The sequence below is a fragment of the Cupriavidus sp. GW822-FHT03E04 genome, from assembly GCF_058801495.1.
Window position 1 is genome coordinate 119,567 of the sequence record NZ_JBXANI010000020.1, and the last position, 23,023, is coordinate 142,589.

A 23,023-nucleotide genomic window follows, 5' to 3' on the forward strand; every position below is an offset into this window, starting at 1 on the left:
CACGGCCTGCCTGGCAGCGCTGGAAGTGTTGCCGGGCGCATGTTCGCCGGCAGCCCCATCGGTTGCGGCGGTATCGGGCGCGGCTGCGGAACTCGTCGGATCAGTGGAAGTCATTCCTGTTACTTGGTAGCGCGTGAGCCGGCCCTGGGCCGGCGCGCGCGTTATGCACGGCCGGTCAGGCACCGAATTGGAGAGCGCCTAGTATTGTCGGATAATCTGCGCATGTCCAGCCGCGCCACCCCACCTGCCGATCCCTCCGCCGCCACCGCCGGCGGCACGCCGGCACTCGAAGGGGCCGCCGGTGCAGGCTCACCCCCATCGCAGCAAGGCAACCTGCGCGCGCTTGCGTTTGCGCGTGCTTGCGGCCGCGCCCTGCTCGCAGGCTTGCGCCATCCCGTCTGGCGCGGCCTGGGACGCGTGCTGGTGCGCCTGGCCCTGGCGCTGGTGCTGCTGGCGCTGCTCGCCGGGCTCCTGATCCGCTTCGTGCTCTGGCCGCAGGCCTCGGCCGCGCGCACCTGGCTCGAGCAGCGCGGCTCGGTGGCGCTCGCGGCCCATTTGAGCATCGGCCAGCTAGATACCTACTGGGATGGCTGGCACCCCGCTTTCCATGCCCGCGACGTCAAGGCCGTCGATGCCGAGCAGCGCGTGCTGCTGGCGGCGGGCGAGCTTGACGGCAAGCTGTCATGGCGCTCCCTGTTCAGCATGGACGTGCTGTTCCAGCGGATCTCCGCCAGCCGGACCGACCTGCTGATCCGCCGCTCCGCCGACGGCAAGCTCAAGGTGGCCGGCATGGCCGTGGATACCACCGGCGCCCAGCCGCAGGACAACCGGCTGTTCGACTGGCTGCTGGCCCAGGGCAAGGTCGAGCTCACCGACGGCAAGCTGCGCTGGCTCGACGACAAGAACAAACTGCCACAACTGGACGTGGGCGATATCCAGCTCAGCGTGCAGCGCCACGGCTCGCGCCACACGTTCAAGCTCGAAGCGCAATCGGCCACGCTTGCGCCACGCCCGCTAGTGGTGCAGGCGGACTTCCGCCATGAATACCTGCACCGCACCGGCGACTGGCACAACTGGTACGGGCAGGCCAGCTGGGATCTTGGCCGGCTGGAGCTCCCGGTGCTGCAGCGCTATCTCGCGGTCTTCGACCGGGTCACGCGCGGCACCTTCAGCACCGACGGCACCATCGAGTTTCGCGGCGGCCAGATCACCCGCAGCCAGGCCCGGCTGCGCGCCAGCAGCGTGGACCTGAAGCTCTCCGGCGCGCCCGAAGCGCTCAAGCTCGCCAGTGCCCAGGCCTTTGTCCTGCACCGCGCGGGGCGCGACCGCGACAACATCCTCACCATCGACACCCTGCTGTGGCAGCCCGAGCCGGCGGAAGGGCCGGCCGTGCCACCGGCGCAGCAAGCGCAGGCTGCTTCCGCAGCCGCGGCCTCCCCCCCCGGCGGCGCCAGCGGCGAAGGCGCCTGGCGCGAGGGCATGCGCAAGGTAGTGGTCGGCTGGGCCACCGACAACAAGGGCGCGCTGCGCAAGTTCACGCTCAAGGCACCCACCTTCGACCTGAACACCGTGCGCGCGCTGGCCACCTCGCTGCCGCTCGACACCGCTTTGTCGCGCCAGCTGCGCGCGCTCCAGCCCTCCGGCCATGTCGACAACCTGGACGTGAACTGGACCCGGGATCGCCAGGGCATGCTGAGCCGCCGCGATGGCCAGCGCCACTTCAACGTGCAGGGCACGCTGCGCAGTGTCTCGGTGCTTGGCCAGCCCGCCAACCCGCCCGTCGGCGCGAATGGCAAGCCCCACCTGGGCGTGCCGGGCTTTTCGCGGATCTCCGGCAGCTTCAGTTTCGACGAACGCCAGGGCAGCGCCCGTTTTGAAGGCAACAACGCCGCGCTGATGCTGCCGGGCATGTTCGAGGATCCGCGCCTGTCGTTCGACCAGATCAACGGCGAAGTGCGCTGGACCAACGACAATGGCAAGCTGGCGGTGCGCACCGACGGCGTGCAATTCGCCAATGCGGATACCGCTGGCAGCGTACGCGGCACATGGCACGCCGGCGGCGACGGGCACGGCGGCATTGCCGACCTGACCGGCGAACTGACCCGCGCCCAGGTCAGCCGTGTGCCGCGCTACCTGCCCATGGGCATACCCGCCTCCACGCGCCAGTACCTGGCTGGCGCCCTGGTCGGCGGCGATGCCAGCGGCGTCAAGTTCCTGCTCAAGGGCGACCTGGAGCACTTCCCCTTCCACAGCCCGTTCGAGGGCGCCGGCGACTTCCGGGTCGAGGTGCCCATCCAGCATGTCAGCTACCAGATCGCGCCCCATGTCAGCGCGCCGGCGGGCAGCGCTGCCAGCGCCAGCAATGGCGGCAAGGCCTGGCCGAACTTCACCGACATCAACGGCCACTTGCTGTTCGAGCGCGGCGGCCTGTCGTTCGTCGCGCAGCGCGCCGGCGTGCAAGGCGCCACCGGCGTCACGCTGCAGGACGTCAATGGCCGCATCGCAGACCTCGGCGAGCATGGCCGCCTGGTGCTGGACGGCAGCGCCAGCGGGTCGATGGCAGGCTTCCTGCGCTTCGTTGCCGCCAGCCCGGTGCGCGACTGGACCGGCCAGGTGCTGACGGATATGCGCGCCCAGGGCAACGGCGAGCTTCGGCTCAAGCTTGACCTGCCCCTGACCGAGGCGCAGGCGACCAAGGTCGACGGCCAGTTCCGGCTGCCCGGCAACGAGGTGGTGCTGATCCCGCAATTGCCAGTGCTGGCCGGCACCACCGGCGTCGTCGCATTCAACGAGCACGGCTTCCAGCTCAACGACCTGCGCGCCCGCTTCCTGGGCGGTGAGATTCGCGCTGGCGGGGGCAGCCAGCCCGACGGCACGATCCGGGTCAATGCCGGTGGCAACCTCACCGCCCAGGGCATCCGCGAAGCGTTTGGCGCCTCGTCGGCGGCCGGGCTGGTACAGAAGCTGGAAGGCAGCACCGCCTACAGCGCCGTGATCGGCGTGCGCGATCACCAGCCCCAGATCACGGTCGCATCGGAGCTGGCCGGGCTGGCGGTGAACCTTCCCGCACCCATGGCCAAGAGCGCGGCGCAGGCCGTGCCAATGCGCTTTGAGCTGCGCCCGTCATCCGCCCGCGCCGGCAGCGAGGAGATGCTGGCGCAATATGGCAACGTGCTCAATGCACGCTACCTGCTGCGCCGCAATGGCGACGCTGTGGAAGTGCAAGCCGGCGGGATCGGCATCGAGCAGCCGGCACCGCAGCCCGCCAGCGGCGTCACCGCGGCGCTCACGGCCAGCCGCTTCGACCTGGACGCGTGGCGCGCCCTGCTGGCGGAAGCCAGCAAGGCCAGTGCAGGCAATGCCGCACCGGTGTCCGCCTACCTGCCGGAACGCATTTCCGCGCGCGCGCGCGCGCTGCACGCCTTTGGCCGCGAGTTTGACGATGTCGTGCTCGAGGCCACCCGCGAAAGCGCTGGCTGGGGCATGCAGATCGAGTCCCGCCAGGTGGCGGGGAACCTGCGCTGGCGCAGCGATGCGGCCACCCCCGCAGGCGCGCTCACGCTGCGCCTGTCGCATCTGAGCATTCCGGACACGGGCGACGCCGCCAGCGCCGGCGATCCGCTCGACGGCAGCACCAGCGACCTGCCCGCGCTGGACCTGGTTGCCGATCGGTTCGAACTGCACGGCCGCGACTTCGGCAAGCTGGAGGTCAAGGCGCGCTCCAGCGAAGACGGCGGCGAGCCCGTATGGACACTGGACCGTCTGGTCATCGAGCAACCGGGCGCGACATTTACCGGCAGCGGCAGCTGGCGCTTGCCGCGCCGGGTGCGCGAAGGCGCTGCCGCCGAGCGCCGCACGCTGCTCGACTTCAAGCTCGACGTGCGCAACGGCGGCCAGGTGCTGGAGCGTATGGGCCTGCCCCACATGCTGGCTGATGGCCACGGCACCTTCGAAGGCCGGATTGGATGGCGCGGCTCGCCGCTGTCGATCGACTACCCTACCTTGTCGGGCCGGATGAAGCTGCAGCTGGAGAATGGCCAGATCCTCAGCGTGGACCCGGGCGCGGCCAAGCTGCTGGGCGTGCTCAGCCTGCAAGGCCTGATGCGGCTGGCCACCTTCGACTTCCGCGGCGTGGCGGGCCAGGGCATGGTGTTCGACGAGATCACCGGCACCGGCACGATCGAGAACGGCGTGGCCAGCACCAAGGACTTCGCGCTCAAGGGCGGACAGCTGCGCGCCTCGATGACCGGCAGCGCGAACATCCCGCGCGAAACGCAGGACCTGGACGTGACGGTCGTGCCGCGCATCAACGCCACCTCCGCCTCGGTGGCGGCGGCGTTCATCAATCCCGCGCTCGGCATCGGCACACTGGCGGCGCAGTTGCTGTTCGCTGACGAATTCTCCAGGGCCTTCAGCCGCCGCTTCCATATCAGCGGTGGCTGGGCGAACCCGCAGATCATCAAAGTGGGGGAGAATAAGACCGATTCGCCGCCCGTGCAGGGTTTGTTCAATCGTGTCTACCCGGCGCCATAACCGTAGCGACCGGCCCTGCCGTCCGAGCCCCGCCGCGCAGCCGCCGCAAGCCAAGGAAACCGCTTCATGACCGCAAACGCCTCCGCATCAGCACCCAGCGCAGCCCCTAGCTCGGCCCACGGCGCGACCCCTTTTCGCGTCGCTGCCATCCAGACCATCAGCGGGGTTTCGCCCGAGGCCAACCTGGCCCGCGCCGACGCGCTGATCGCGCAGGCCGCCAAGGGCGGCGCCGAACTGGTGCTGCTGCCGGAGTACTTCTGCATGATGGGCCTGCGCGAAGGCGACAAGGTGGCGATCCGCGAGCGCGACGGCGACGGGCCGATCCAGTCATTCCTGGCCGATGCCGCGCGCCGCCACCGGATCTGGCTGGTCGGCGGCACCCTGCCCTTGTGGTGCGAGGACGAGGCCCGCGTCTACAACACGTCGCTCGTCTACGACCCGCGCGGCGAACGCGTGGCGCGCTACGACAAGATCCACCTGTTCGGCTTCACGCGCGGCACTGAAAGCTACGACGAATCGCGTACCATCCTGGCCGGCCAGACCCCGGTCAGCTTCGAGGCGCCCTGTGGACGGGTCGCCATGTCGGTCTGCTATGACTTGCGCTTCCCGGAGCTCTACCGCCAGCTCGCCGAGAGCGGCGGCACCAGCTTGATTTTGATGCCGGCCGCCTTCACCTACACCACCGGCCAGGCACACTGGGAGATCCTGCTGCGCGCCCGCGCCATCGAAAACCAGTGCTATGTGCTGGCCGCCGCACAGGGCGGGAAGCACGAGAACGGACGGCGCACCTGGGGCCACTCGATGCTGATCGATCCCTGGGGCGAGGTGATGGCGGTGCTGCCGGAAGGCGAAGGCGTGGTGAGCGGGCTGATCGACCCCGCGCGCCTGGACGAGGTGCGGCAGAACCTGCCTGCGCTGCGCCATCGGGTGCTGTAGCATGTACAAGCAATGACCTGGCCGATTCCCCGATTCCCCGATTCCCGGGAATCGCCAGCATCCCAGATTTTTACGCGGCGGCGTCATTTCGCCACCGCGGCACGACGATAAAGGACAACCATGAACGCCGGCGACCTCGGAATCCGCAACCTCGCCACCGCCCAGCAGTTGCTGCTGGCGCCCTACGGCCTGGACGAAACCAATCTGCAGCGCGTGCTGGCGGACATCTTCACGCATAAGGTCGACTACGCCGACCTCTACTTCCAGTACACCCGCAACGAGGCGTGGAGCCTGGAAGAAGGCATCGTCAAGTCGGGCAGCTTCAGCATCGACCAGGGCGTTGGCGTGCGCGCCGTGTCCGGCGACAAGACCGCCTTTGCCTACTCCGACGACATCAGCCTGGACGCCTTGCTCAAGGCCGGCTCAGCAACCCGCACCATCGGCCGCGCTGGCAGCGGCCGCGTCAAGGTGGCGAGCAAGATGGCCTCCCAGGGCGGGCGCAACCTGTACTCGCCCAATGACCCGCTGGACTCGATGGACGCCGCCGAAAAGGTGGCGCTGCTCGAGCGCGTGGAACGCATGGCCCGCGCCAAGGACCCGCGCGTGGTGCAGGTGATGGCAGGCCTGGCCGGCGAATACGATGTGGTGCTGGTGGCGCGCAGCGACGGCGTCATCGCCGCCGACGTGCGCCCGCTGGTGCGGGTCTCCGTCACGGTGATCGCCGAGCAGAACGGACGCCGCGAGATCGGCTCCTCCGGCGGCGGCGGGCGCTATGCCTACGGCTATTTCACCGATGAGCTGCTGCGCCAGTACGTGGACGAGGCCGTGGCCTCGGCGCTCGTCAACCTCGAGGCGCGTCCGGCTCCCGCCGGTGCGATGACCGTCGTGCTCGGCCCGGGCTGGCCCGGCGTGCTGCTGCACGAGGCCATCGGCCATGGCCTGGAAGGCGACTTCAACCGCAAGGGCTCGTCGGCCTTCGCCGGCCGCATGGGTGAGCGCGTGGCGGCCAAGGGCGTGACGGTGGTGGACGACGGCACGCTGGCCAACCGCCGCGGCTCGCTCAACCTCGACGACGAGGGCAACCCGACCCAGTGCACCACGCTGATCGAGGACGGCATCCTCAAGGGCTATATCCAGGACACGCTCAACGCGCGCCTGATGAAGATGCCGGTAACCGGCAACGCACGCCGCGAGAGCTACGCTGCGCTGCCGATGCCGCGCATGACCAACACCTACATGCTCAATGGCAACCGCGACCCGCAGGAGATCATCGCCAGCGTCAAGCGCGGCCTCTACGCGGTCAACTTCGGCGGCGGCCAGGTCGACATCACCAACGGCAAATTCGTCTTCTCCGCCAGCGAGGCTTACCTGATCGAGGACGGCAAGATCACCGCCCCGGTCAAGGGCGCCACGCTGGTCGGCAACGGCCCGGAATCGCTCAAGGACGTCACCATGATCGGCAACGACATGCGCCTGGACTCGGGCGTGGGCGTGTGCGGCAAGGAAGGCCAGAGCGTGCCGGTGGGCGTGGGCCAGCCGACCCTGCGCATTGAGAACATGACGGTGGGCGGCACGGCCTGATTGCCGTCCCGCTGGTCGGGCAGGTCGGGCGCGGTCCCTAGCCGTTCAGGGCCGCGCCTCGTAGATCAGGTTGAACGGCGTTTGCGCTGCCCGGCGAAAACGCGAAAACCCGCCCTGCTGCACCACCGATCGCATGCGTGCCTCGCCCGACTGGGCGCCCAGGCACAGCCCCACCTCCTGCGAGCGCGACGCTGGCGTGCAAATGAAGGTCGAGGCCGAGTAAAACACCCGCCCGACCGGGTTCAGGTTGTCTTCGAGCCGGTCGTTGGCGAAAGGCTCGACGATCATCCAGGTGCCGTCCGGGCGCAAGGTCTCGCGCACATGCGCGGCGGCGCCTACCGGATCGCCCATGTCGTGCAGGCAGTCGAACACGGCCACCAGGTCGTAATCCTTGCCGCCATACTCCTTGGCTTTTGCCACCTCGAAATGCACGCGGTCCTGCACGCCGGCGCGCGCCGCCGCCTCGGTGGCAAAGCGGATCGACGGCTCGTGGTAGTCAAAGCCGTAGAACTCCGATGCCGGATACGCCTGCGCCATGATGATGGTGGAGGCGCCATGCCCGCAGCCCACGTCGGCCACGCGAGCGCCAGCCTGCAGCCTGGCCTGCGCATCCTCTAGCGCGGGAATCCATTCCGCCGTCAGGTGCGCCGCATAGCCCGGACGGAAAAACCGCTCGGTGCCGTGAAACAGTGACGGATCGTGTTCATGCCAGCCCAGCCCGCGCCCGTTGCGAAAGGCGTCCACGATCTTGGGAATCGCCTTGAACTGCGCGACGGCGATCTGGAAGGCGCCTGGAATAAAGGCGGGGCTGCCCTCCTGCGCCAGCGCGAAGGCCTGCTCCTCGGTCAGGCTGAACAGATCGGTGGCCGGGTCGTACGCGACATAGCCGCTGGCCGCCTGTGCGGACAACCACTCGAGCAGATAGCGCTCATCGGTATGGGTTTTCTCAGCCAGCACCTGCACTGTCATCGGTTTCTCGGCCAAGGCTTTGTACAGGCCAAGCGTATCGCCGACCACGATGGTGGCTGCATGCATCACCGCGCCCAGATCCTGGACGAACTGCCCCATGAAGGCGTTTAGCCTCCCCTCATCGATCGCCATGATGTTTCCCTCCCCCTCGCCTCAGCCCCGCGTGCCCGAGCCGCCCAGCACGCCGCGTTCGCCTGTCTTCCCCCCGGGCAAACCGGTGCAGGCGCCGCCGCCGCACTGCGGTGCGCGCTGGCGACGCCTATACTGGCCTCATTCATGTTGGTTCACGCACGGGAAGGCGCCAATACGCAGCATTGCGTACCCACGCGCTACCCAAAGCCGCCGCAATGCTCACATCCAGCCGCTGCCAGGATGGCCAGGCGCTCTCCATGCTCGCCAGGCTGACCGCGCGCGAGCAGCAGGTGCTGCGCTGGCTGGCGCACGGCAAGACGGACCGCGAAATTGCGGGCATGCTCGGCATCAGCGCCCGCACGGTGCAAAAGCACCTCCAGCATGTGTACGTGAAGCTGGGCGTGGAGAACCGCACCGCCGCTGTGATGCGCGGGCTGGAACTGGATCCGGGCGCCGCCATGGAACGGCCGGAAATTGTGGCCAGTCCAATGCCGGACGCTTGCCAAGCCCCTTAAAACGCGCTATAAAGATGCTTCGTTACCCGATGGTCAACGGCCTCAGCCGGCAGAATTGGCAAGGCCGGCGCAATTTTCTGCCATCTCGTGACGCATTGCCGCAAATAACCGACGCCATTTGAGCCGCATCCCATCCATGTCCGCTAAGTTTTATTTTTACTTTTTTAGCGATCTCGCACCGCTGGCGGATGGAGAGGGACGATCGTAAGTGCCTCCAGAATTCAAAACAAGCCGCCAGCGAACCTGGCGGCTTTTTTTATACCGGCCCGCACCCAGCTCTAGCCCAGACACCCCAAACACACGACCCTACAAAATCCGGAGCCATCATGCTGAAGAACACCGACGACCTGCGCATTCGCGAACTCAAGGAATTGTTGCCCCCGGCGCACCTGATCCGCGAGTTCGGCTGCTCCGAAAAGGCGTCCGACGTGATCTATGGCGCGCGCCAGTCCATGCACCGGATCCTGCACGGCATGGATGACCGCCTGATCGTGATCATCGGCCCCTGCTCCATCCACGACACCCGCGCCGCGCTCGAGTACGCCAAGCTGCTCAAGGTCCAGCGTGACCGTTTCGCCGGGGAGCTGGAAGTCGTGATGCGGGTATATTTCGAAAAGCCCCGCACCACCGTGGGCTGGAAGGGCCTGATCAACGACCCGCACATGGACGGCAGCTTCAAGATCAACGACGGCTTGCGCACCGCGCGCGAACTGCTGCTGAACATCAGCGAGCTGGGCGTGCCGACCGGTACCGAATACCTCGACATGATCAGCCCGCAATACATCGCCGACCTGGTCAGCTGGGGTGCCATCGGCGCACGCACCACGGAAAGCCAGGTGCACCGGGAGCTCGCCTCCGGACTGTCGTGCCCAGTTGGGTTCAAGAACGGCACCGATGGCAACGTCAAGATCGCTGTCGATGCGATCAAGGCCGCCTCGCAGCCCCACCATTTCCTGTCGGTGACCAAGGGCGGGCACTCCGCCATCGTGTCGACCTCGGGCAATGAGGATTGCCACATCATCCTGCGCGGCGGCAAGGCGCCTAACTATGATGCCGCCAGCGTGCAGGAAGCCTGCGAAGCGATCTCCAAGGCCGGCCTGGCCGCGCGCCTGATGATCGATGCCTCCCACGCCAACAGCAGCAAGAAGCACGAGAACCAGATCCCGGTCTGCGAGGACATCGGCCGCCAGATGGCCGCGGGCGACGAGCGCATCGTCGGCGTGATGGTGGAATCCCACCTGGTGGGCGGCCGCCAGGACCACGCCCAGGGCACGCCGGTGGAAGACCTCACCTACGGCCAGTCGGTCACCGATGCCTGCATCGGATGGGACGATTCGGTAAAGGTGCTCGAAACCCTGGCCAGCGCCGTCAAGGCACGCCGCCTGGCCAAGGGCACCGGCAACTGAGCCGCCTGACGCGGCCCGGGGCGCTTGCGCACCGGGCGCGCGGGCAAAGAAAAAGCCGCTGGGACCAGCGGCTTTTTCTTGTTCCGGACCCGCGCGCGGCCTGGGCCGGCGCCGTCTGGCTTACTTCTTCAGGACCAGGCCGCCCGGCAACGATTCGATGTAGGCGGCGATATCCTTCAGCTCATCCCGGGTGAAGGGACGCGGCTTGCCATCCTTGCCCGTCACGCCGGGGTTGGCGTTGACCTGGCCAGCCATGATGGCGTTGGAGCGGCCCACCTGCGGGTTGGTGGTGATCTGGTAGGCAGCCAGCGCGTGGTACAGGTAGTCGGCATGCTGGCCGGCCAGCTTCGGGTAATCCGGGGTGATCGGGGCATTCAAGCCGGCGCCGTGGCAGGCCGCGCAGTTGCCCTTCTCCACCAGCGCCTTGCCGCGCGCGAGGTCGGCAGCCGAGGCGGTGATGGCCGAGGCGCCCAGCACGAGTGCGCCGATCGCGAGCGAAAGCGTCTTAAGCGTATTCATGGGTGGGTCCTCTTACTTCTGGGTGTTGTTTTGCGTGCTGGAAGACTGCTGCGCGTAGTAGGCAGCCACGTCGGCGATGTCCTGGTCGGTCAGGGTCGCGGCAATGCCACGCATGGTCGGGTGCTTGCGGTCGCCCTTCTGGTATTCCTTGAGCGCATTTTCGATGTACTTGGCGTTCTGGCCGCCGAGCAGGGGCACCTGGTACACCTCGGGGAAGGAGGCGCGATAGCCGGGAATCCCATGGCAACCAATACACATCGCGACCTTGTTTTTGGCGGCGTCCACATTGCCCTTGACTTCCTGGGCTTGCGCAGCCGTTGCGGCCGCGCCCAGCACCACCATCGTGAGGAGCTTTTTCATTGTCGTAGCTGATTGGAAGTGTTAAACCCTGCGTGACCTGCCCAACCGGTCGGAAATGGCTTCAGAATGCGTCCGGCCGGACCGTATCTGCCCGCGGGTAGATGCGGTGCTGCCAGCGTGGGCCGGATACCCGGGCGCCGTGGTAAGCGCTGCCGGTGCATCTCGGCGTTGTCTCCGCCTCATTCTGTAACCATCTCTTGTCATCGCCGCCTCCCGGCAAGGACCGCGGGAGTGACAAGGCGGACAAAGCGAGGGGGGTGGAGTCTTGGACGTGGGGGGCGCGTCAAACCGCCGCATTGTACAGCACGCTGCACGTGGCAGTCCAGCATGGCACGGCGAGCCACACGCGAACCGAAAAGCTCTTTTATACTGGCCAATTCCGACACGCACAAACCCCTTCAGGTTGCCCCATGTCCAACACCACCAACGCCAGCCAGAACCAGCAAAACCGTTTCGAAGGCACGCAGCAATACGTCGCCACCGATGACCTCAAGCTGGCCGTCAATGCCGCCCGCGCCCTGCAGCGCCCGCTCCTGATCAAGGGCGAGCCCGGCACCGGCAAGACCATGCTGGCCGAGGAAGTGGCCGCGGCGCTCGGCATGCCCCTGCTGCAGTGGCACATCAAGTCCACCACCAAGGCGCAGCAGGGCCTGTATGAATACGACGCGGTGTCGCGCCTGCGCGATTCACAGCTCGGCGACGACCGCGTCCACGACATCCGCAACTACATCATCAAGGGCGTGCTTTGGCAGGCCTTCGAGGCCGACCAGCAAGTGGTGCTGCTGATCGACGAGATCGACAAGGCCGACATCGAATTCCCGAACGACCTGCTGCGTGAAATCGACCGCATGGAATTCTATGTGTACGAGACGCGCGAGCTGGTCAAGGCGCGCCACCGCCCGCTGGTGATCATCACCTCGAACAACGAGAAGGAGCTGCCCGACGCCTTCCTGCGCCGCTGCTTCTTCCACTACATCAAGTTCCCCGACGCCGAGACCATGCAGCGCATCGTCGACGTGCACTATCCCGGCATCAAGCGCGAGCTGGTAGCCGCGGCGCTCGAATCGTTCTATGAGATGCGCAACCTGCCGGGCCTGAAGAAGAAACCCTCCACGTCGGAACTGATCGACTGGCTCAAGCTGCTGATGGCCGAGGACATCCCGCCCGAAGCGCTCAAGAGCCCGGACAAGAAGGCCGCGATTCCGCCGCTGCACGGCGCGCTGCTGAAGAACGAGCAGGACGTGCACCTGTTCGAGCGCCTCGTCTTCATGAACCGCGCCAACCGCTGAGCGCCGCGCCATGGCACGCTTTATCGAACCCGTCACCCTGCGCGGCCAGCACGCCCTGCTGGAGCCGCTGCGCCCCGAGCATGAGGCCGAGGTACAGGCCGCCGTCGCCGATGGTGAGCTGTGGAAGCTCTGGTACACCTCGGTGCCGGCGCCGGACCAGGTGCGCGCGTGGACCGACACCGCACTGCAGATGCGCGAGCAGCAGGGCGCGATGCCGTTCGTGATCCGCGAAGTCCGCGACGGCGTGCCGGGCGCGGTGGTGGGCGCGACGCGTTACTTCAATGTCGACGGCGCCAACCGGCGCCTGGAGATCGGCCATACCTGGCATGCGCAGCGCGTGCAGCGCAGCGCCGTGAACACCGAATGCAAGCTGATGCTGCTCACGCACGCGTTCGAGCAACTGGCATGCATCGCCGTGGAATTCCGCACGCACTGGATGAACCACCAGAGCCGCACCGCCATCGCCCGGCTTGGCGCCAAGCAGGACGGCGTGCTGCGCAACCACCAGCGCATGCCCGACGGTTCGCTGCGCGATACCGTGGTGTTCTCCATCATCGCCAGCGAATGGCCGACGGTGAAGCGCCACCTGCAATACCGCCTGGACCTGCCGGGGCGCGCCTCGTGAACCTGCACGCAAACCGCCGCACCCGCTCCGGGAAACTCTAAGCGAGCCCACCATGCTGATCGATTTTTTCTTCTCGCTGCGCCACGCCAAGCTGCCCGTCTCGGTCAAGGAATACCTGACCATGCTGGAAGCGCTCAAGGCCGAGGTGATCACGCCGTCGATCGACGAGTTCTACTACTTGTCGCGCATGACGCTGGTCAAGGACGAGAAGCACTTCGACAAGTTCGACCAGACCTTTGCCGCCTACTTCAAGGGCATCGAAAGCCTGGTCGACTGGAAATCCGACATCCCCCTGGACTGGCTGCAAAAGACGCTGGAGCGCGAGCTCTCGGCCGAGGAAAAGGCCAAGATCGAAGCCATGGGGGGCCTCGACAAGCTGATGGAGCGGCTCAAGCAGCTGCTCGACGAGCAAAAGGAAAAACACGAGGGCGGCAACAAGTGGATCGGTACCGGCGGCACCTCGCCGTTCGGGCACGGCGGCTATAACCCGGAAGGCATCCGCATCGGCGGCCCGTCCAAGGGCAACCGCACCGCCATCAAGGTGTGGGAAACCCGCGCCTACAAGGACTACGACGACCAGGTCGAACTCGGCACGCGCAATATCAAGGTGGCGCTGCGCCGCCTGCGCCGTTTCGCGCGCGAAGGCGCGGAAACCGAGCTGGACCTGGACGACACCATCCACTCCACCGCCGCCAATGCCGGCCTGCTCGACATCAAGCTGCGCCCGGAGCGCCACAACAAGGTCAAGGTGCTGATGCTGATGGACGTCGGCGGCTCGATGGACGACCACATCAAGCGCGTGGAGGAATTGTTCTCGGCCACCAAGACCGAGTTCAAGCACCTGGAGTATTACTACTTCCACAACTGCGTGTATGACTACGTCTGGAAGAACAATCGCCGCCGCCATGCGGAGAAGATCGCCACGTGGGACCTGATCCACAAGTACACGCCGGACTACAAGGTGATCTTTGTCGGCGATGCCACCATGAGCCCGTACGAGATCCTGCAGCCCGGGGGCTCGGTGGAGTACAACAACCCCGAAGCCGGGGCGGTATGGCTCAACCGCCTGATCGAGCAGTTCCCGCGCTTCGTCTGGCTCAACCCCGAACCCGAAGGCCTGTGGCAATACCGGCAGTCGGTCACGGTGATCAACCAGATCATGAAGTCGCGCATGTATCCGGTCACGCTCGGCGGACTGGAGCAGGCGATGCGCCTGCTCTCCAAGTAACGCCACCGGGTCTGGACTGCTGCCCCTGTGTTTCAGGCGCGCAGCAGTCCGCCCAGCATTCCCCCCTGCTCGCCCCCTCCCCCCCGCCCGCGCCCGAACAGCGTGCGCGCCACGCGCTCGCTATCCAGCCCGAAGCTCTGTGCCGCTGCCGCGGCGATCAACCCATCCAGTTCCGTGGTCGGCGCCAGGTCGCGCCCCTGGTAAAGCGATCCCTGCGCCAGCCCCGGCCAGTCGGCCAGCACGCGCCCGCCTTTGACCCCGCCGCCCAGCAACATCGCCGCCGCGCCGGTGCCGTGATCGGTGCCGCCGGTGCCGTTGGCAGCGGCGGTGCGCCCGAACTCCGTGGCCACCAGCACGGTGGTGCGCTCCCATGACGGGCCCAGCCCGTCGCGCAGTGCTGCCAGCATGGTGTCCAGGGCCTTGAGGCGGGCCGCCAGGCGTGGCGCTTGCGCGCTGTGCGTATCCCAGCCGCCGGTCTCGATCATGGCAATGCGCGGCCCGTCCGCGCGCGCCAGGAAGCCGGCGGCGAGACGGCCGAGGCTGGCCGGGTCCTGGCGTGCACCGGCGTCGCCTGCCAGCCCGCGTGCCTGCATGGCCGCGTTCCAGAGCGGATGCAATTGCGGATCCATCTCGTAGAGCTGGCCGACGCGCGCGAGCAGGTCATCAGGTGCTGACGGCAGTGCCGATGGCGCATAGGAGCCGACCTCCACCGGCCCGCGCAGCGCCGCCGGCACCGTGGGCGCGAAGGCAATGGCATTCTCGGGCCGCTTGGGCAGCAGGCTCACCAGCCGGTTCATCCAGCCATCTTTCACCTGGTAAGGCGCGGCGCCGCCGGTCTCCAGCACGTTCTGGCCGTCGAAGTGCGAACGCTCGCGATATGGCGATGCTACCGCCTGCACGAACAGCGCCTGCCCGGCGGCGTACATCCGTGCCGTTTCCGTCAGCGCGGGATGCAGCGCGAACGTGCCATCGAGCTTGGTGGCTTGCGCCGCATCGATGGCCAGCGCGCCACGCAGGCGGGCGTAACCAGGATCGGCGTAGGGAATAACCGTGTTCAGGCCATCGGCGGCACCGCGCTGGATGACGAAGACGAAGCGGCGATCGGAATCGACGCTGGCGAGCGTGAGGCGCGGCAACGCAAGCATGGCGGCGGCACCGCCCGTCGCGCGGAGGAAATCTCGGCGGGAAAACATGGCAATCACCTCCGTTGAAAATCGGGCGACACCAGCAGCAAGGCCAGTGCGGTCTGCGCGCTTTCGGCACGCGCGATGGCGGCAGCGGTTGGTGCCGACAGCGTGCCCGCAAGCAGCTTGGGGCCGAGCTCGCGCGCGTCGATCCGGTCGCCGACGCGTGCGGCCAGCCGCTGCGCCAGCTCAACCCGGCGCACCAGCGCATCGGGTGCGGCCCAGCTTGCGGCAATGTCGTCGTAGCCCGCTGGCGAGCCCGGGCGCCAGACCGGCTGTCCGAGCTGGGTCAGCATGGGCGCGAAGTGCTGTGCGCCCGCCTCGCGCAGACCCAACCCGCGCAGGGAGGAAAGGGTCCACTCCCACGGCGTCTTGAATTTTGCCGGCTCGCTGGCCCAGGCCTCGGGCGACTGCACCAGCGCGCGGTACATCTCGGGCAGCGCGCCACCGCTACGCAGGTACGCCTGCGACACGCGCGCCACTAGCGCGGGCGGCGGCGCATCGGCAACGAAGTGGCGCACCAGCTTGGTGGCCAGGTGATTGGCCGTGGCCTCGCTCTGTGCAAGATCATGCAGCACGGCCAGCGCCTGCGCCTCGCCCTGCTGCGGGTAGCTGCGGCCGAGGATAGTGCGGGTGCCAGGCTCATGCACGCGCGCGCGGAACTGGAAGCGCCCGGGCTCGCCGTCGTCGCGCGCGCCCAGGCCGCCGATGCTCCAGCCGGTCAGCGCACGCGCGAACTCGGTCACGTCGGCCTGCTGGTAGCCGCTGCGCACGCCGAGCGTATGCAGCTCCATGATTTCACGCGCGAGGTTTTCGTTCAATCCGAGCTGGCGCTCGGGTGCGCGCTGCGCAGCCACCCGCGCGGCCATGCTGCCGGGGCCGATCGAGCGGACCTGGTCCAGGAAGACTTGCATGGCGGGATGGCGCTCCACCGCGACCAGCATGTCCTCGAAGCGTCCGAGCACATGCGGGCGGATCGCCTCGGCCTCGAAGGCGCCGGCCAGCGCGGCGACGGCCGGCTTCTCCACCGAGACCGCGAAGTGGTTGGACCAGAAATGCACCAGCCGCTCGACAAACGGCGCTTGCGTCACCAGCGCACTGGTCACGCGCGCGTCGACGGCATCGCGATAGGCCTCGCGCGTCTCGCGCTGCAATTGCTGGCGTGCCGCGGTCTTCGCATCGGCCTGCGCCTGGCGCACCTCGCGCTGCTGGGCGCCGAACTCGCCGGCCAGCGCGGCCGTGTCCGGCTGCGCGCTCCAGGCCGCGGGCCTGGCCTCGTAGTGCGCGAACTGGCCCAGCAGCCAGCCACGCGGATCGGCCGGCAGCGGCTCGTCCGGGCGCGCGCCCAGCCCGAACCGGTTGACCGCGACAGCCGCAGCCGTCATGGCGGTGTTTGTCATGCGTTGCTCCCCTGGGAAGTGCCTGTTGGCTTTGTCGCTATCGCCATTGCCATTGCCATCGTTGTCGTGGTCGATCGCCGCATCATGGCGCCGCCTTCGCGGGCCGCGCCTGGCCGGTGCGCAGCGGGCCGCGCTGGACCAGTGCATCGGCCAGCGTCTGCCGCTCCTCGGGCGACAGCGTGGCGGCGAAATCCACCACGCTGCTTTCCAGGCGGGCACGCACCGCGGCATCGGCCTCGCGCGTGCGGGCCAATGCCGCCGCCAGCGCGTCGCGCTCGAACTGCGGCTGCCGCAGCAATTGCTCCACCTGGTGGCGTCCGTCGCGCGCGGCGTCCACGTCCGACGCCGCGGCACGGCGCGCCGCGCGCAAGCCTTGCAGGAATTGCCTGCGCTGCTCGGCCTCCAGCCCGTCGGCGGCAAAGCGCAGGCCGCGCGGCTGCGCGGCCGCTTGGCGCTCCACGGCGTACCAGCGATAGCCGCCACCGCCAATCGCGCCCAGCAGGAACACGTTGACCAGCACGGAGACCGCCAGCGCTACCTTGAGCCGCTTCGGCGTACGCTCGTTCATTCCTCGCTCCCGTTATGCGCCATGCCACCAAAGCCGGTCGGGGCGTAGGGCAGATCGATAGCGGCCGGCGCCGACACCGTGGCCAGCACGGCCGAGACCAGCAACGCGCCCGCCAAGGTGCCGGCCAGGCCGACGCCGGCCAGCCCTAGCCCGGACCACCACCACGGCGCGCGCGGCGCGGGCGCGCTCTGCGCAATGCGGCGCTGCAACGCCATCTCCGGGGCGGCCACCTGATGCGCGGCCAGCAAGCGGTCGAGCGCGGCGGCTTCGGCCAGCGCGCCACGATGCCCGGGCGCGGCAGCCATGGCCTGGCCCGCGGCGCGCTCCCCTTCGGGCCAGCGTGCCGGATCGGCGCCATAGCTCTCGGTCAGTGCGCGAAATCTCTCGGGTGTCATCGCAAATCCTCATGATGGCCGTCTTGCATGAGCAAATCGCGCAGGTTGCGGCGTGCGCGAGCGAGCAAGCTTTCCAGCGCCTCGATACTGATGCCCATCAGCGCGGCGGCCTCGCCATTGGGCAACTCCTGGTAATACTGCAGCACCAGCGCCTCGCGCTGGCGCGCGGGCAGCTTCGCCAGCGCCGCGCCTACGCGCGCGCCCTGCGCCGCCGCATCCAGCGCTTCCTCGGGCCCAGCCCCGGGCGTCGCCTGCTCGGGTCCCAGCTCCATGGCCTGCTCGCGCACGCCGCGCAAGCGGTCGTAGCAAAGGTTCAGCGCCACACGATGCAGCCAGGTGTCAAAGCGCGCCCGCCCGGGTTGCCAGCGCGCGGCCTGCTTCCACAACCGCACGAAGACTTCCTGCGCCACGTCTTCCGCTTCGCCGCGGTCGCCCAGCATGCGCGTGGCCAGCGCCAGCACGCGCGGCAGCTTGCGCGAAACCATCTCGCGCACCGCGGCTGCATCATGCCTGCCGACCCGCGCCAGCAGCGCATCGTCCGGATCTGTGTCGCTCAATGGGTGTGGTTCCGCGTTGCCGGTTCGTCCTTCTCATATGCCGCGCCCCCCTGGGGCGGGCGCGGCTTGCCTCGTCAGTAAACAAAAACCGGCGCGCGATAGTGGTAATAAGCGGGCCGGGCCGGCACGATCACACAGCCGGACAACGTGACGGCGAGAAGCGCCGCGATCAGAAGGCTTTTCATCGGTTACCCCTTGCTGTGGTTACTGCCATCGCACTTGACGAATGTCGTGCCGCGCACGGCGGTCGCGCCGGTCACCGCGCCCAATGCCCTTCGACCCAGCGCCATTGCGGACCACGCGCCATCCAGTGCCCCGGCACCCAGCGGTAGCCCGCCCTGGCCGGGCGCCAATGGCCGCCCACCCAGACGTAGGCGCCATTGCGCCATTGCCAGTGGCCCGGATCCCAGACATAGCCGCCGCGCGCGGGCGGCAGGACCTCCTGGCGCATCGGCGGGGGCGCCGCGGGTGCAATCACGATGGTTTGAGCGAATGCCGGCGCCAGCGCGAACGCCGCCGTCACGGCGACGCCCAGGCGGATAAGGCGAGATGAGAGGAGCATTGATCTGCGCATGAGAACCTCCAGTCCACAATCCACAGCCTGGCGCGGTTTGCACGCAGGCTTGTCATGTCTGTCTGTCTCTTAAACGCAGGCGGGCGGAAAAAACCGTCGCGGAAAAGCGTAAGTTTTGATTACAGCGGCGGCGCGCGGCTCACGCCACCACGTCGACGCCTTCCATCACCCACTGGCGAAAGGTCTGCAGCGCCGGCAGATGCTGTTTCTGCTCGGGATAGCAAAGGTAGTAGCCCTTCTTGCTCAGCACCCGCGCCGGATGCGCCACCACCAGCACGCCGGTGGCGAGTTCCTCCTCGATCAGGCAGCGCGGGATCAGCGCGATGCCGAGCCCCGACATCGCCGCCTGCGTCAGCAGCGAGAACTGGTCGAAGCGCGCGCCGCTCCACGCCTTGCGGGTCGCCACGCCAAGCTCGGCGAACCAGTCGGGCCAGGCTTCGGGTACGGTGGTGTGATGCAGCAGGGGAAAACGCAGCAGCGCCGAGGGCACGCGCGCCATGCCTTCCGGCTCGCCGGCCAGCAGGGCCGGGCGGCACACGGGAAGCACTTCGCGGCCAGTCATGTAGTCGGCAAGGCTGCCGGGCCACATGCCGTCGCCGAAGCGGATGGCGGCATCGAGGTCGGGCTGGGAAAAGTCGTAGCCCTGCGCGTGCGGCACGAATTCAAGGCTGACGTCGGGATGCTTCTCGAAGAATTGCGGCAAGCGCGGAATCAGCCACTTGGCGCCCAGCGTGGGCATGCTGGCGATATGCAGGGTGCCGCCGCGGCCCTGCTTGGCGATCAACTCCACCGTGGCGGCCTCGATCTCGGTCAGGCTCGGGCGGATGCGGTCCAGGTAGCGCTGGCCGGCATCGGTCAGCATCAGGCGCTGGCGCACGCGCTCGAACAGTTCCACGCCAAGGAAGGCCTCCAGGCTGCGCACCTGCTTGCTCACGGCACCCTGGGTGACGTGGAGCTCCCGCGCCGCGGTGGTGAAGCTGTTGTAGCGTGCGGCAGCCTCGAAGGCCTGCAATTCAGTCAGCGACGGACATAAGCGTCGCATAGATAACCCCTTACTTCACTACCAAACGGAATGATCGCACGATTTTATTTCGTTTGCGGTGTGCCTGCACGAACAAGCAGAATCAGGGAAGCCTTTCTTTTCCGCGCTTTCACCGCTTTCACCGCTTTAATCGCTCTCCTTCTCTCCTCCCTCCATTCAGGAACCGAACCATGCAACGCCGTAACATGCTCCGCCTCCTTGCCGCCGCCACTGGCGCCGCCGCCGCCGGCCTGTCGCTGTCGGCCGCTGCCCAGGGCACGTACCCGACCAAGCCGATCTCGCTGGTTGTGCCGTTCCCGGCAGGTGGCACCACCGACATCGTGGCGCGCATCGTGGCCGACAAGCTCGGCCAGCAACTGGGCCAGACCGTGGTGGTGGACAACCGCGGCGGCGCCGGCGGCAGCATTGGTACCGGTTACCTGGCCAAGGCCGCGCCGGACGGCTACACCCTGGGCATCGCCACCGCGTCCACGCACGGTATCAACCCGGCCGTGTACCCGCGCCTGTCGTACGACGCCACCAAGGACTTCACCACCATCACCAACCTGGCTTCGGTGCCCAACGTGATGAGCATCAACCCGGCGGTGAAGGCCAACGACATGAAGGCCTTCATCGCGCTGGCCAAGGCCCAGCCGAACAAGATGGCCTACGGCTCGGCCGGCAACGGCAGCGTCTCGCACATGATGGGCGAGCTGTTCAAGATGAGCAGCAAGACCGAGCTGCTGCACGTACCTTACAAGGGCGTGGGCCCGGCGCTCAACGACGCGCTGGCCAACCAGGTGCAGGTGCTGTTCGACAACCTGCCGTCCTCGCTGCCGTTCATCGAAGGCGGCAAGCTGCGCGCCCTGGCCGTGGCCTCGCCCAAGCGCGTGCCGGCCCTGCCCAACGTGCCGACATTTGCCGAACTCGGCCTGCCTGAAGTCAACGACGCCGCCTGGTTTGGCCTGATCGCGCCGGCCAACCTGCCCGCCGACGTGCAAGCCAAGCTGCACGACGCCACCGTGAAGGTGCTGGCGCTGCCAGAAGTAAAGGCTAAGCTGGAGAAGCTGGGCGCGGTGCCGGTTGGCAACACGCCGGCGCAATTCGCCGCGCAGATCAAGTCCGAAGTGGCGAAGAACAAGCGCATCGCCGCCGCAGCCAAGATCACCCTGGATTAAACGACGCACATCATGACGGAAGCAGACCGAAAGACCGGGCTCAGCCCTTACCTCCTGCAACTGCCGCAAGGCGAGAGCAGCCCGCTCTTTCTCGATTCGCCGCATAGCGCCACCAGCTACCCGGCCGATTTCCGGCCGGCGGCCGGCCTGCCCCTGGCGCTGCTGCGCCAGGCCGAAGACACCTTCGTCGACGAGCTGTACGCCGACGCTCCCGCACGCGGCATTGCACTGCTGTGCGCGGGCTTCCCGCGCAGCTACCTCGATGCCAACCGCGGCATCGAGGAAATCGACGAAGCCGTGCTCGACGCGCCCTGGCCCGGCCCGCGCCAGGAAACCTCCAAGACCCGTCTTGGCAAGGGCCTGGTGTGGCGCGTGCTGGACACCGGCGAGGCCATCTACGACCGCAAGCTGAGCGTGGCCGAGGTGCAGGCGCGCATTACGCAGTACTACCTGCCCTACTACGCGCAACTGCAAAAGCTGGCCGACCAGGCCATCGCCACGCACGGCAGCGCCTGGCACATCAACTGCCACTCGATGCCCAGCCAGGCGGCGCAGTACGCCACCGAGCATCCCGGGCTGCAGCATCCGGACTTCGTGGTGGGCGACCGCGACGGCACCACCTGTGACACGCGCTTCACGGACCGCGTGGAAGGCGTGCTCAAGGAGATGGGCTACGACGTCTGGCGCAACCACCCCTACAAGGGCGTGGAAATCGTGCGCGTGGTGGGCCAGCCGGCGCAAAAGCGCCACAGCCTGCAGCTTGAGATCAACCGCAAGCTGTACATGGACGAAGTCGGCCTGGTGCACAACGCGGGCTTCGGCAAGCTGAAGGCAGACCTCAACGCGCTGCTGGACGACCTCAAGGCCTTCGTCAAGACAATCTGAGCGGGTTCAGCGTTTTCGCATTCGAGGGCGTTGAACGCCGGGAGGCCCGCCGCGCATTGCGTGGCGGGCCTCACTGGCACCCGCGCCGGGCTCACTCGTGCCTCACGCTTGCATCACCCCTCGCGCCGCCATCCCCGGGCGGCCCGTGCAGCCGGGCAAAACACTGCCCTGCGCTGCACTCTGCTGCACATCCGGCATGTATTCCCTTCGGGTAGAACCCTTAAGTCGGGAGATTTCGGAACTTTGCCGCATGGGTTTCCTCTATCATGGCAGACCTTTGCCAACCCCTTACGCTCCAAAGCAAGACGATCCCGTGATCCGACGAATCTCTGACCTCCTCAGCAGCCGGCTGTGTGCGCTCGCTGCTGCAGTGGCAGGTGCGATCGCCCTGGTGGGCTGCGCCGATACCCCGCTCAATGATCGCGACGCCGTGATGTCCCCCAGCATCGCCACCCCGGCAGCCGCTGCCAACTCCGCATCCACCCGCGCCGCGCCGACCCCGCCAGCCACCGCCGCACCGCCCACCAAGACAGTGACCCTGCCCGCGCAAGGCCGCGTGAGCCTGGCCGAGTACCGTGCGCAGATGCGCGAGCAACTGATGCAAACCGAGAACGCCAGCGCGGATGTGGCCGATTGCGCCGCGCACGCCAGCTGGGTCGTGCCCCGCTCGGCCACCTACGACGCCTTGAAGATCCCCACCGGCGCGCTCGGCGCCGGCCAGGCTACCGTCGAGCCATGGGACGGCCGTTTCTCGCAAGGCAAGCAAGCGGTGCCGGTCAGCTCGGTGGTGACATTTTCCGCGACCGCCCACAAGCGCCGCGCCGAAGCCCAGTGGGAACCGGTCAAGGTGCGCTGCGGCTATGCCGACGGCATGATGCTGGCCTATGAATTGCTCGATGGCAGCGGCACCGTCATCAGCGAGCCGGCGGCAGCGCCCGCGGTGCGCACAAGCGGCGGCAGCAATACGCGCCAGGCCACCAGCAGCAAGGGCCACAAGGGCAGCAAGGCAAGCAAGTCCGGCTCCGGCAAGGCCAGCAAGTCGACCTCCTCGTCCAAGTCGAGCAGCAGCAAATCGACGGCCAAGAGCAGCAGCGCCAAGACCGGCAAGGCCACCACCAGCAAGTCGACCACCAAGAAGCCGCACTGAGGCCTGCCCAGGCGCTTCGGC

General features: G+C 67.6%; 21 protein-coding genes. 11 read left to right on the forward strand and 10 right to left on the reverse strand.

Features of this window, described 5'->3' with window-relative positions; all coding sequences use genetic code 11:
- Positions 1-222 precede the first annotated feature (222 nt).
- The 3 genes from AC1RQC_RS27315 (at position 223) to tldD (ending at position 7,050) form a co-directional block, all read left to right on the forward strand.
- Positions 223-4,533 carry a YhdP family protein gene (locus AC1RQC_RS27315; protein WP_492807804.1) on the forward strand — a complete coding sequence of 1,437 codons (4,311 nt, stop codon included), beginning with the start codon at positions 223-225 and terminating at the stop codon, positions 4,531-4,533.
- Between the two features lie 66 nt (positions 4,534-4,599).
- Entirely contained in the window at positions 4,600-5,469 is an 870-nt protein-coding gene (locus AC1RQC_RS27320; RefSeq protein WP_492375769.1) for a carbon-nitrogen hydrolase family protein, read from the forward strand.
- A 120-nt stretch (positions 5,470-5,589) separates the two neighbouring features.
- Positions 5,590-7,050 carry a metalloprotease TldD gene (gene tldD, locus AC1RQC_RS27325; protein WP_492375770.1) on the forward strand — a complete coding sequence of 487 codons (1,461 nt, stop codon included), beginning with the start codon at positions 5,590-5,592 and terminating at the stop codon, positions 7,048-7,050.
- Positions 7,051-7,095: 45 nt separating this feature from the next.
- Here the strand turns inward: tldD and AC1RQC_RS27330 are convergent, their stop codons facing one another.
- On the reverse strand, positions 7,096-8,151 hold the full coding sequence (locus AC1RQC_RS27330) for a class I SAM-dependent methyltransferase (protein WP_492375771.1): 1,056 nt from the start codon (positions 8,149-8,151) through the stop codon (positions 7,096-7,098).
- Between the two features lie 215 nt (positions 8,152-8,366).
- Between AC1RQC_RS27330 and AC1RQC_RS27335 the strand changes: the two genes are divergently transcribed.
- Positions 8,367-8,666 carry a helix-turn-helix domain-containing protein gene (locus tag AC1RQC_RS27335; RefSeq protein WP_492375772.1) on the forward strand — a complete coding sequence of 100 codons (300 nt, stop codon included), beginning with the start codon at positions 8,367-8,369 and terminating at the stop codon, positions 8,664-8,666.
- A 326-nt stretch (positions 8,667-8,992) separates the two neighbouring features.
- Positions 8,993-10,072, forward strand: a complete 1,080-nt coding sequence (gene aroG / locus AC1RQC_RS27340) for a 3-deoxy-7-phosphoheptulonate synthase AroG (RefSeq protein ID WP_416048049.1) — start codon at positions 8,993-8,995, stop codon at positions 10,070-10,072.
- A 120-nt stretch (positions 10,073-10,192) separates the two neighbouring features.
- On the opposite strand, the gene AC1RQC_RS27345 is transcribed toward aroG, so the two are convergent.
- A complete protein-coding gene (locus tag AC1RQC_RS27345; RefSeq protein WP_441633577.1) occupies positions 10,193-10,591 on the reverse strand; it encodes a c-type cytochrome in 399 nt (132 codons plus the stop codon).
- Between the two features lie 12 nt (positions 10,592-10,603).
- On the reverse strand, positions 10,604-10,951 hold the full coding sequence (locus tag AC1RQC_RS27350) for a c-type cytochrome (RefSeq protein WP_043344837.1): 348 nt from the start codon (positions 10,949-10,951) through the stop codon (positions 10,604-10,606).
- 410 nt (positions 10,952-11,361) lie between these two features.
- Here AC1RQC_RS27350 and AC1RQC_RS27355 point away from each other — a divergent pair, with 410 nt between their 5' ends.
- From AC1RQC_RS27355 to AC1RQC_RS27365, 3 genes are read left to right on the forward strand one after another with little or no spacing between them, the layout of a single operon-like run.
- Complete coding sequence (locus AC1RQC_RS27355) at positions 11,362-12,240, forward strand: AAA family ATPase (protein ID WP_043344836.1); 879 nt, start codon at positions 11,362-11,364, stop codon at positions 12,238-12,240.
- Positions 12,241-12,250: 10 nt separating this feature from the next.
- Positions 12,251-12,865, forward strand: coding sequence for a GNAT family N-acetyltransferase (locus AC1RQC_RS27360; protein WP_459373306.1), 615 nt, complete (start codon positions 12,251-12,253; stop codon positions 12,863-12,865).
- Positions 12,866-12,917: 52 nt separating this feature from the next.
- A complete protein-coding gene (locus tag AC1RQC_RS27365) occupies positions 12,918-14,093 on the forward strand; it encodes a vWA domain-containing protein (RefSeq protein WP_006156773.1) in 1,176 nt (391 codons plus the stop codon).
- A gap of 32 nt (positions 14,094-14,125) precedes the next feature.
- On the opposite strand, the gene AC1RQC_RS27370 is transcribed toward AC1RQC_RS27365, so the two are convergent.
- The 7 genes from AC1RQC_RS27370 to gcvA form a co-directional block, all read right to left on the reverse strand.
- Positions 14,126-15,286, reverse strand: coding sequence for a DUF1501 domain-containing protein (locus tag AC1RQC_RS27370; RefSeq protein WP_492387124.1), 1,161 nt, complete (start codon positions 15,284-15,286; stop codon positions 14,126-14,128).
- A 5-nt stretch (positions 15,287-15,291) separates the two neighbouring features.
- Positions 15,292-16,677, reverse strand: a complete 1,386-nt coding sequence (locus tag AC1RQC_RS27375; protein ID WP_492376730.1) for a DUF1800 domain-containing protein — start codon at positions 16,675-16,677, stop codon at positions 15,292-15,294.
- 82 nt (positions 16,678-16,759) lie between these two features.
- Positions 16,760-17,245 (reverse strand): periplasmic heavy metal sensor, encoded by a 486-nt coding sequence (locus AC1RQC_RS27380; protein WP_174422869.1) that lies wholly within the window; start codon positions 17,243-17,245, stop codon positions 16,760-16,762.
- Positions 17,242-17,640 carry a hypothetical protein gene (locus AC1RQC_RS27385; protein ID WP_492376729.1) on the reverse strand — a complete coding sequence of 133 codons (399 nt, stop codon included), beginning with the start codon at positions 17,638-17,640 and terminating at the stop codon, positions 17,242-17,244. The genes AC1RQC_RS27380 and AC1RQC_RS27385 overlap by 4 nt, the downstream gene beginning before the upstream one ends.
- Entirely contained in the window at positions 17,637-18,197 is a 561-nt protein-coding gene (locus tag AC1RQC_RS27390; RefSeq protein ID WP_492376728.1) for an RNA polymerase sigma factor, read from the reverse strand. Before AC1RQC_RS27390 ends, AC1RQC_RS27385 begins: the two co-directional genes overlap by 4 nt.
- A 256-nt stretch (positions 18,198-18,453) precedes the next feature.
- Entirely contained in the window at positions 18,454-18,759 is a 306-nt protein-coding gene (locus AC1RQC_RS27395) for a YXWGXW repeat-containing protein (RefSeq protein WP_492885152.1), read from the reverse strand.
- Between the two features lie 151 nt (positions 18,760-18,910).
- Entirely contained in the window at positions 18,911-19,813 is a 903-nt protein-coding gene (gcvA, locus tag AC1RQC_RS27400; RefSeq protein ID WP_441633559.1) for a transcriptional regulator GcvA, read from the reverse strand.
- Between the two features lie 170 nt (positions 19,814-19,983).
- On the opposite strand from gcvA, the gene AC1RQC_RS27405 reads away from it, so the two are divergent.
- The 3 genes from AC1RQC_RS27405 (at position 19,984) to AC1RQC_RS27415 (ending at position 23,002) form a co-directional block, all read left to right on the forward strand.
- Complete coding sequence (locus tag AC1RQC_RS27405) at positions 19,984-20,970, forward strand: tripartite tricarboxylate transporter substrate binding protein BugE (RefSeq protein WP_150983798.1); 987 nt, start codon at positions 19,984-19,986, stop codon at positions 20,968-20,970.
- A gap of 12 nt (positions 20,971-20,982) precedes the next feature.
- Positions 20,983-21,855, forward strand: coding sequence for an N-formylglutamate amidohydrolase (locus AC1RQC_RS27410; protein ID WP_492376726.1), 873 nt, complete (start codon positions 20,983-20,985; stop codon positions 21,853-21,855).
- A 313-nt stretch (positions 21,856-22,168) separates the two neighbouring features.
- A complete protein-coding gene (locus tag AC1RQC_RS27415; protein WP_492885154.1) occupies positions 22,169-23,002 on the forward strand; it encodes a BspC domain-containing protein in 834 nt (277 codons plus the stop codon).
- Positions 23,003-23,023: the final 21 nt, after the last annotated feature.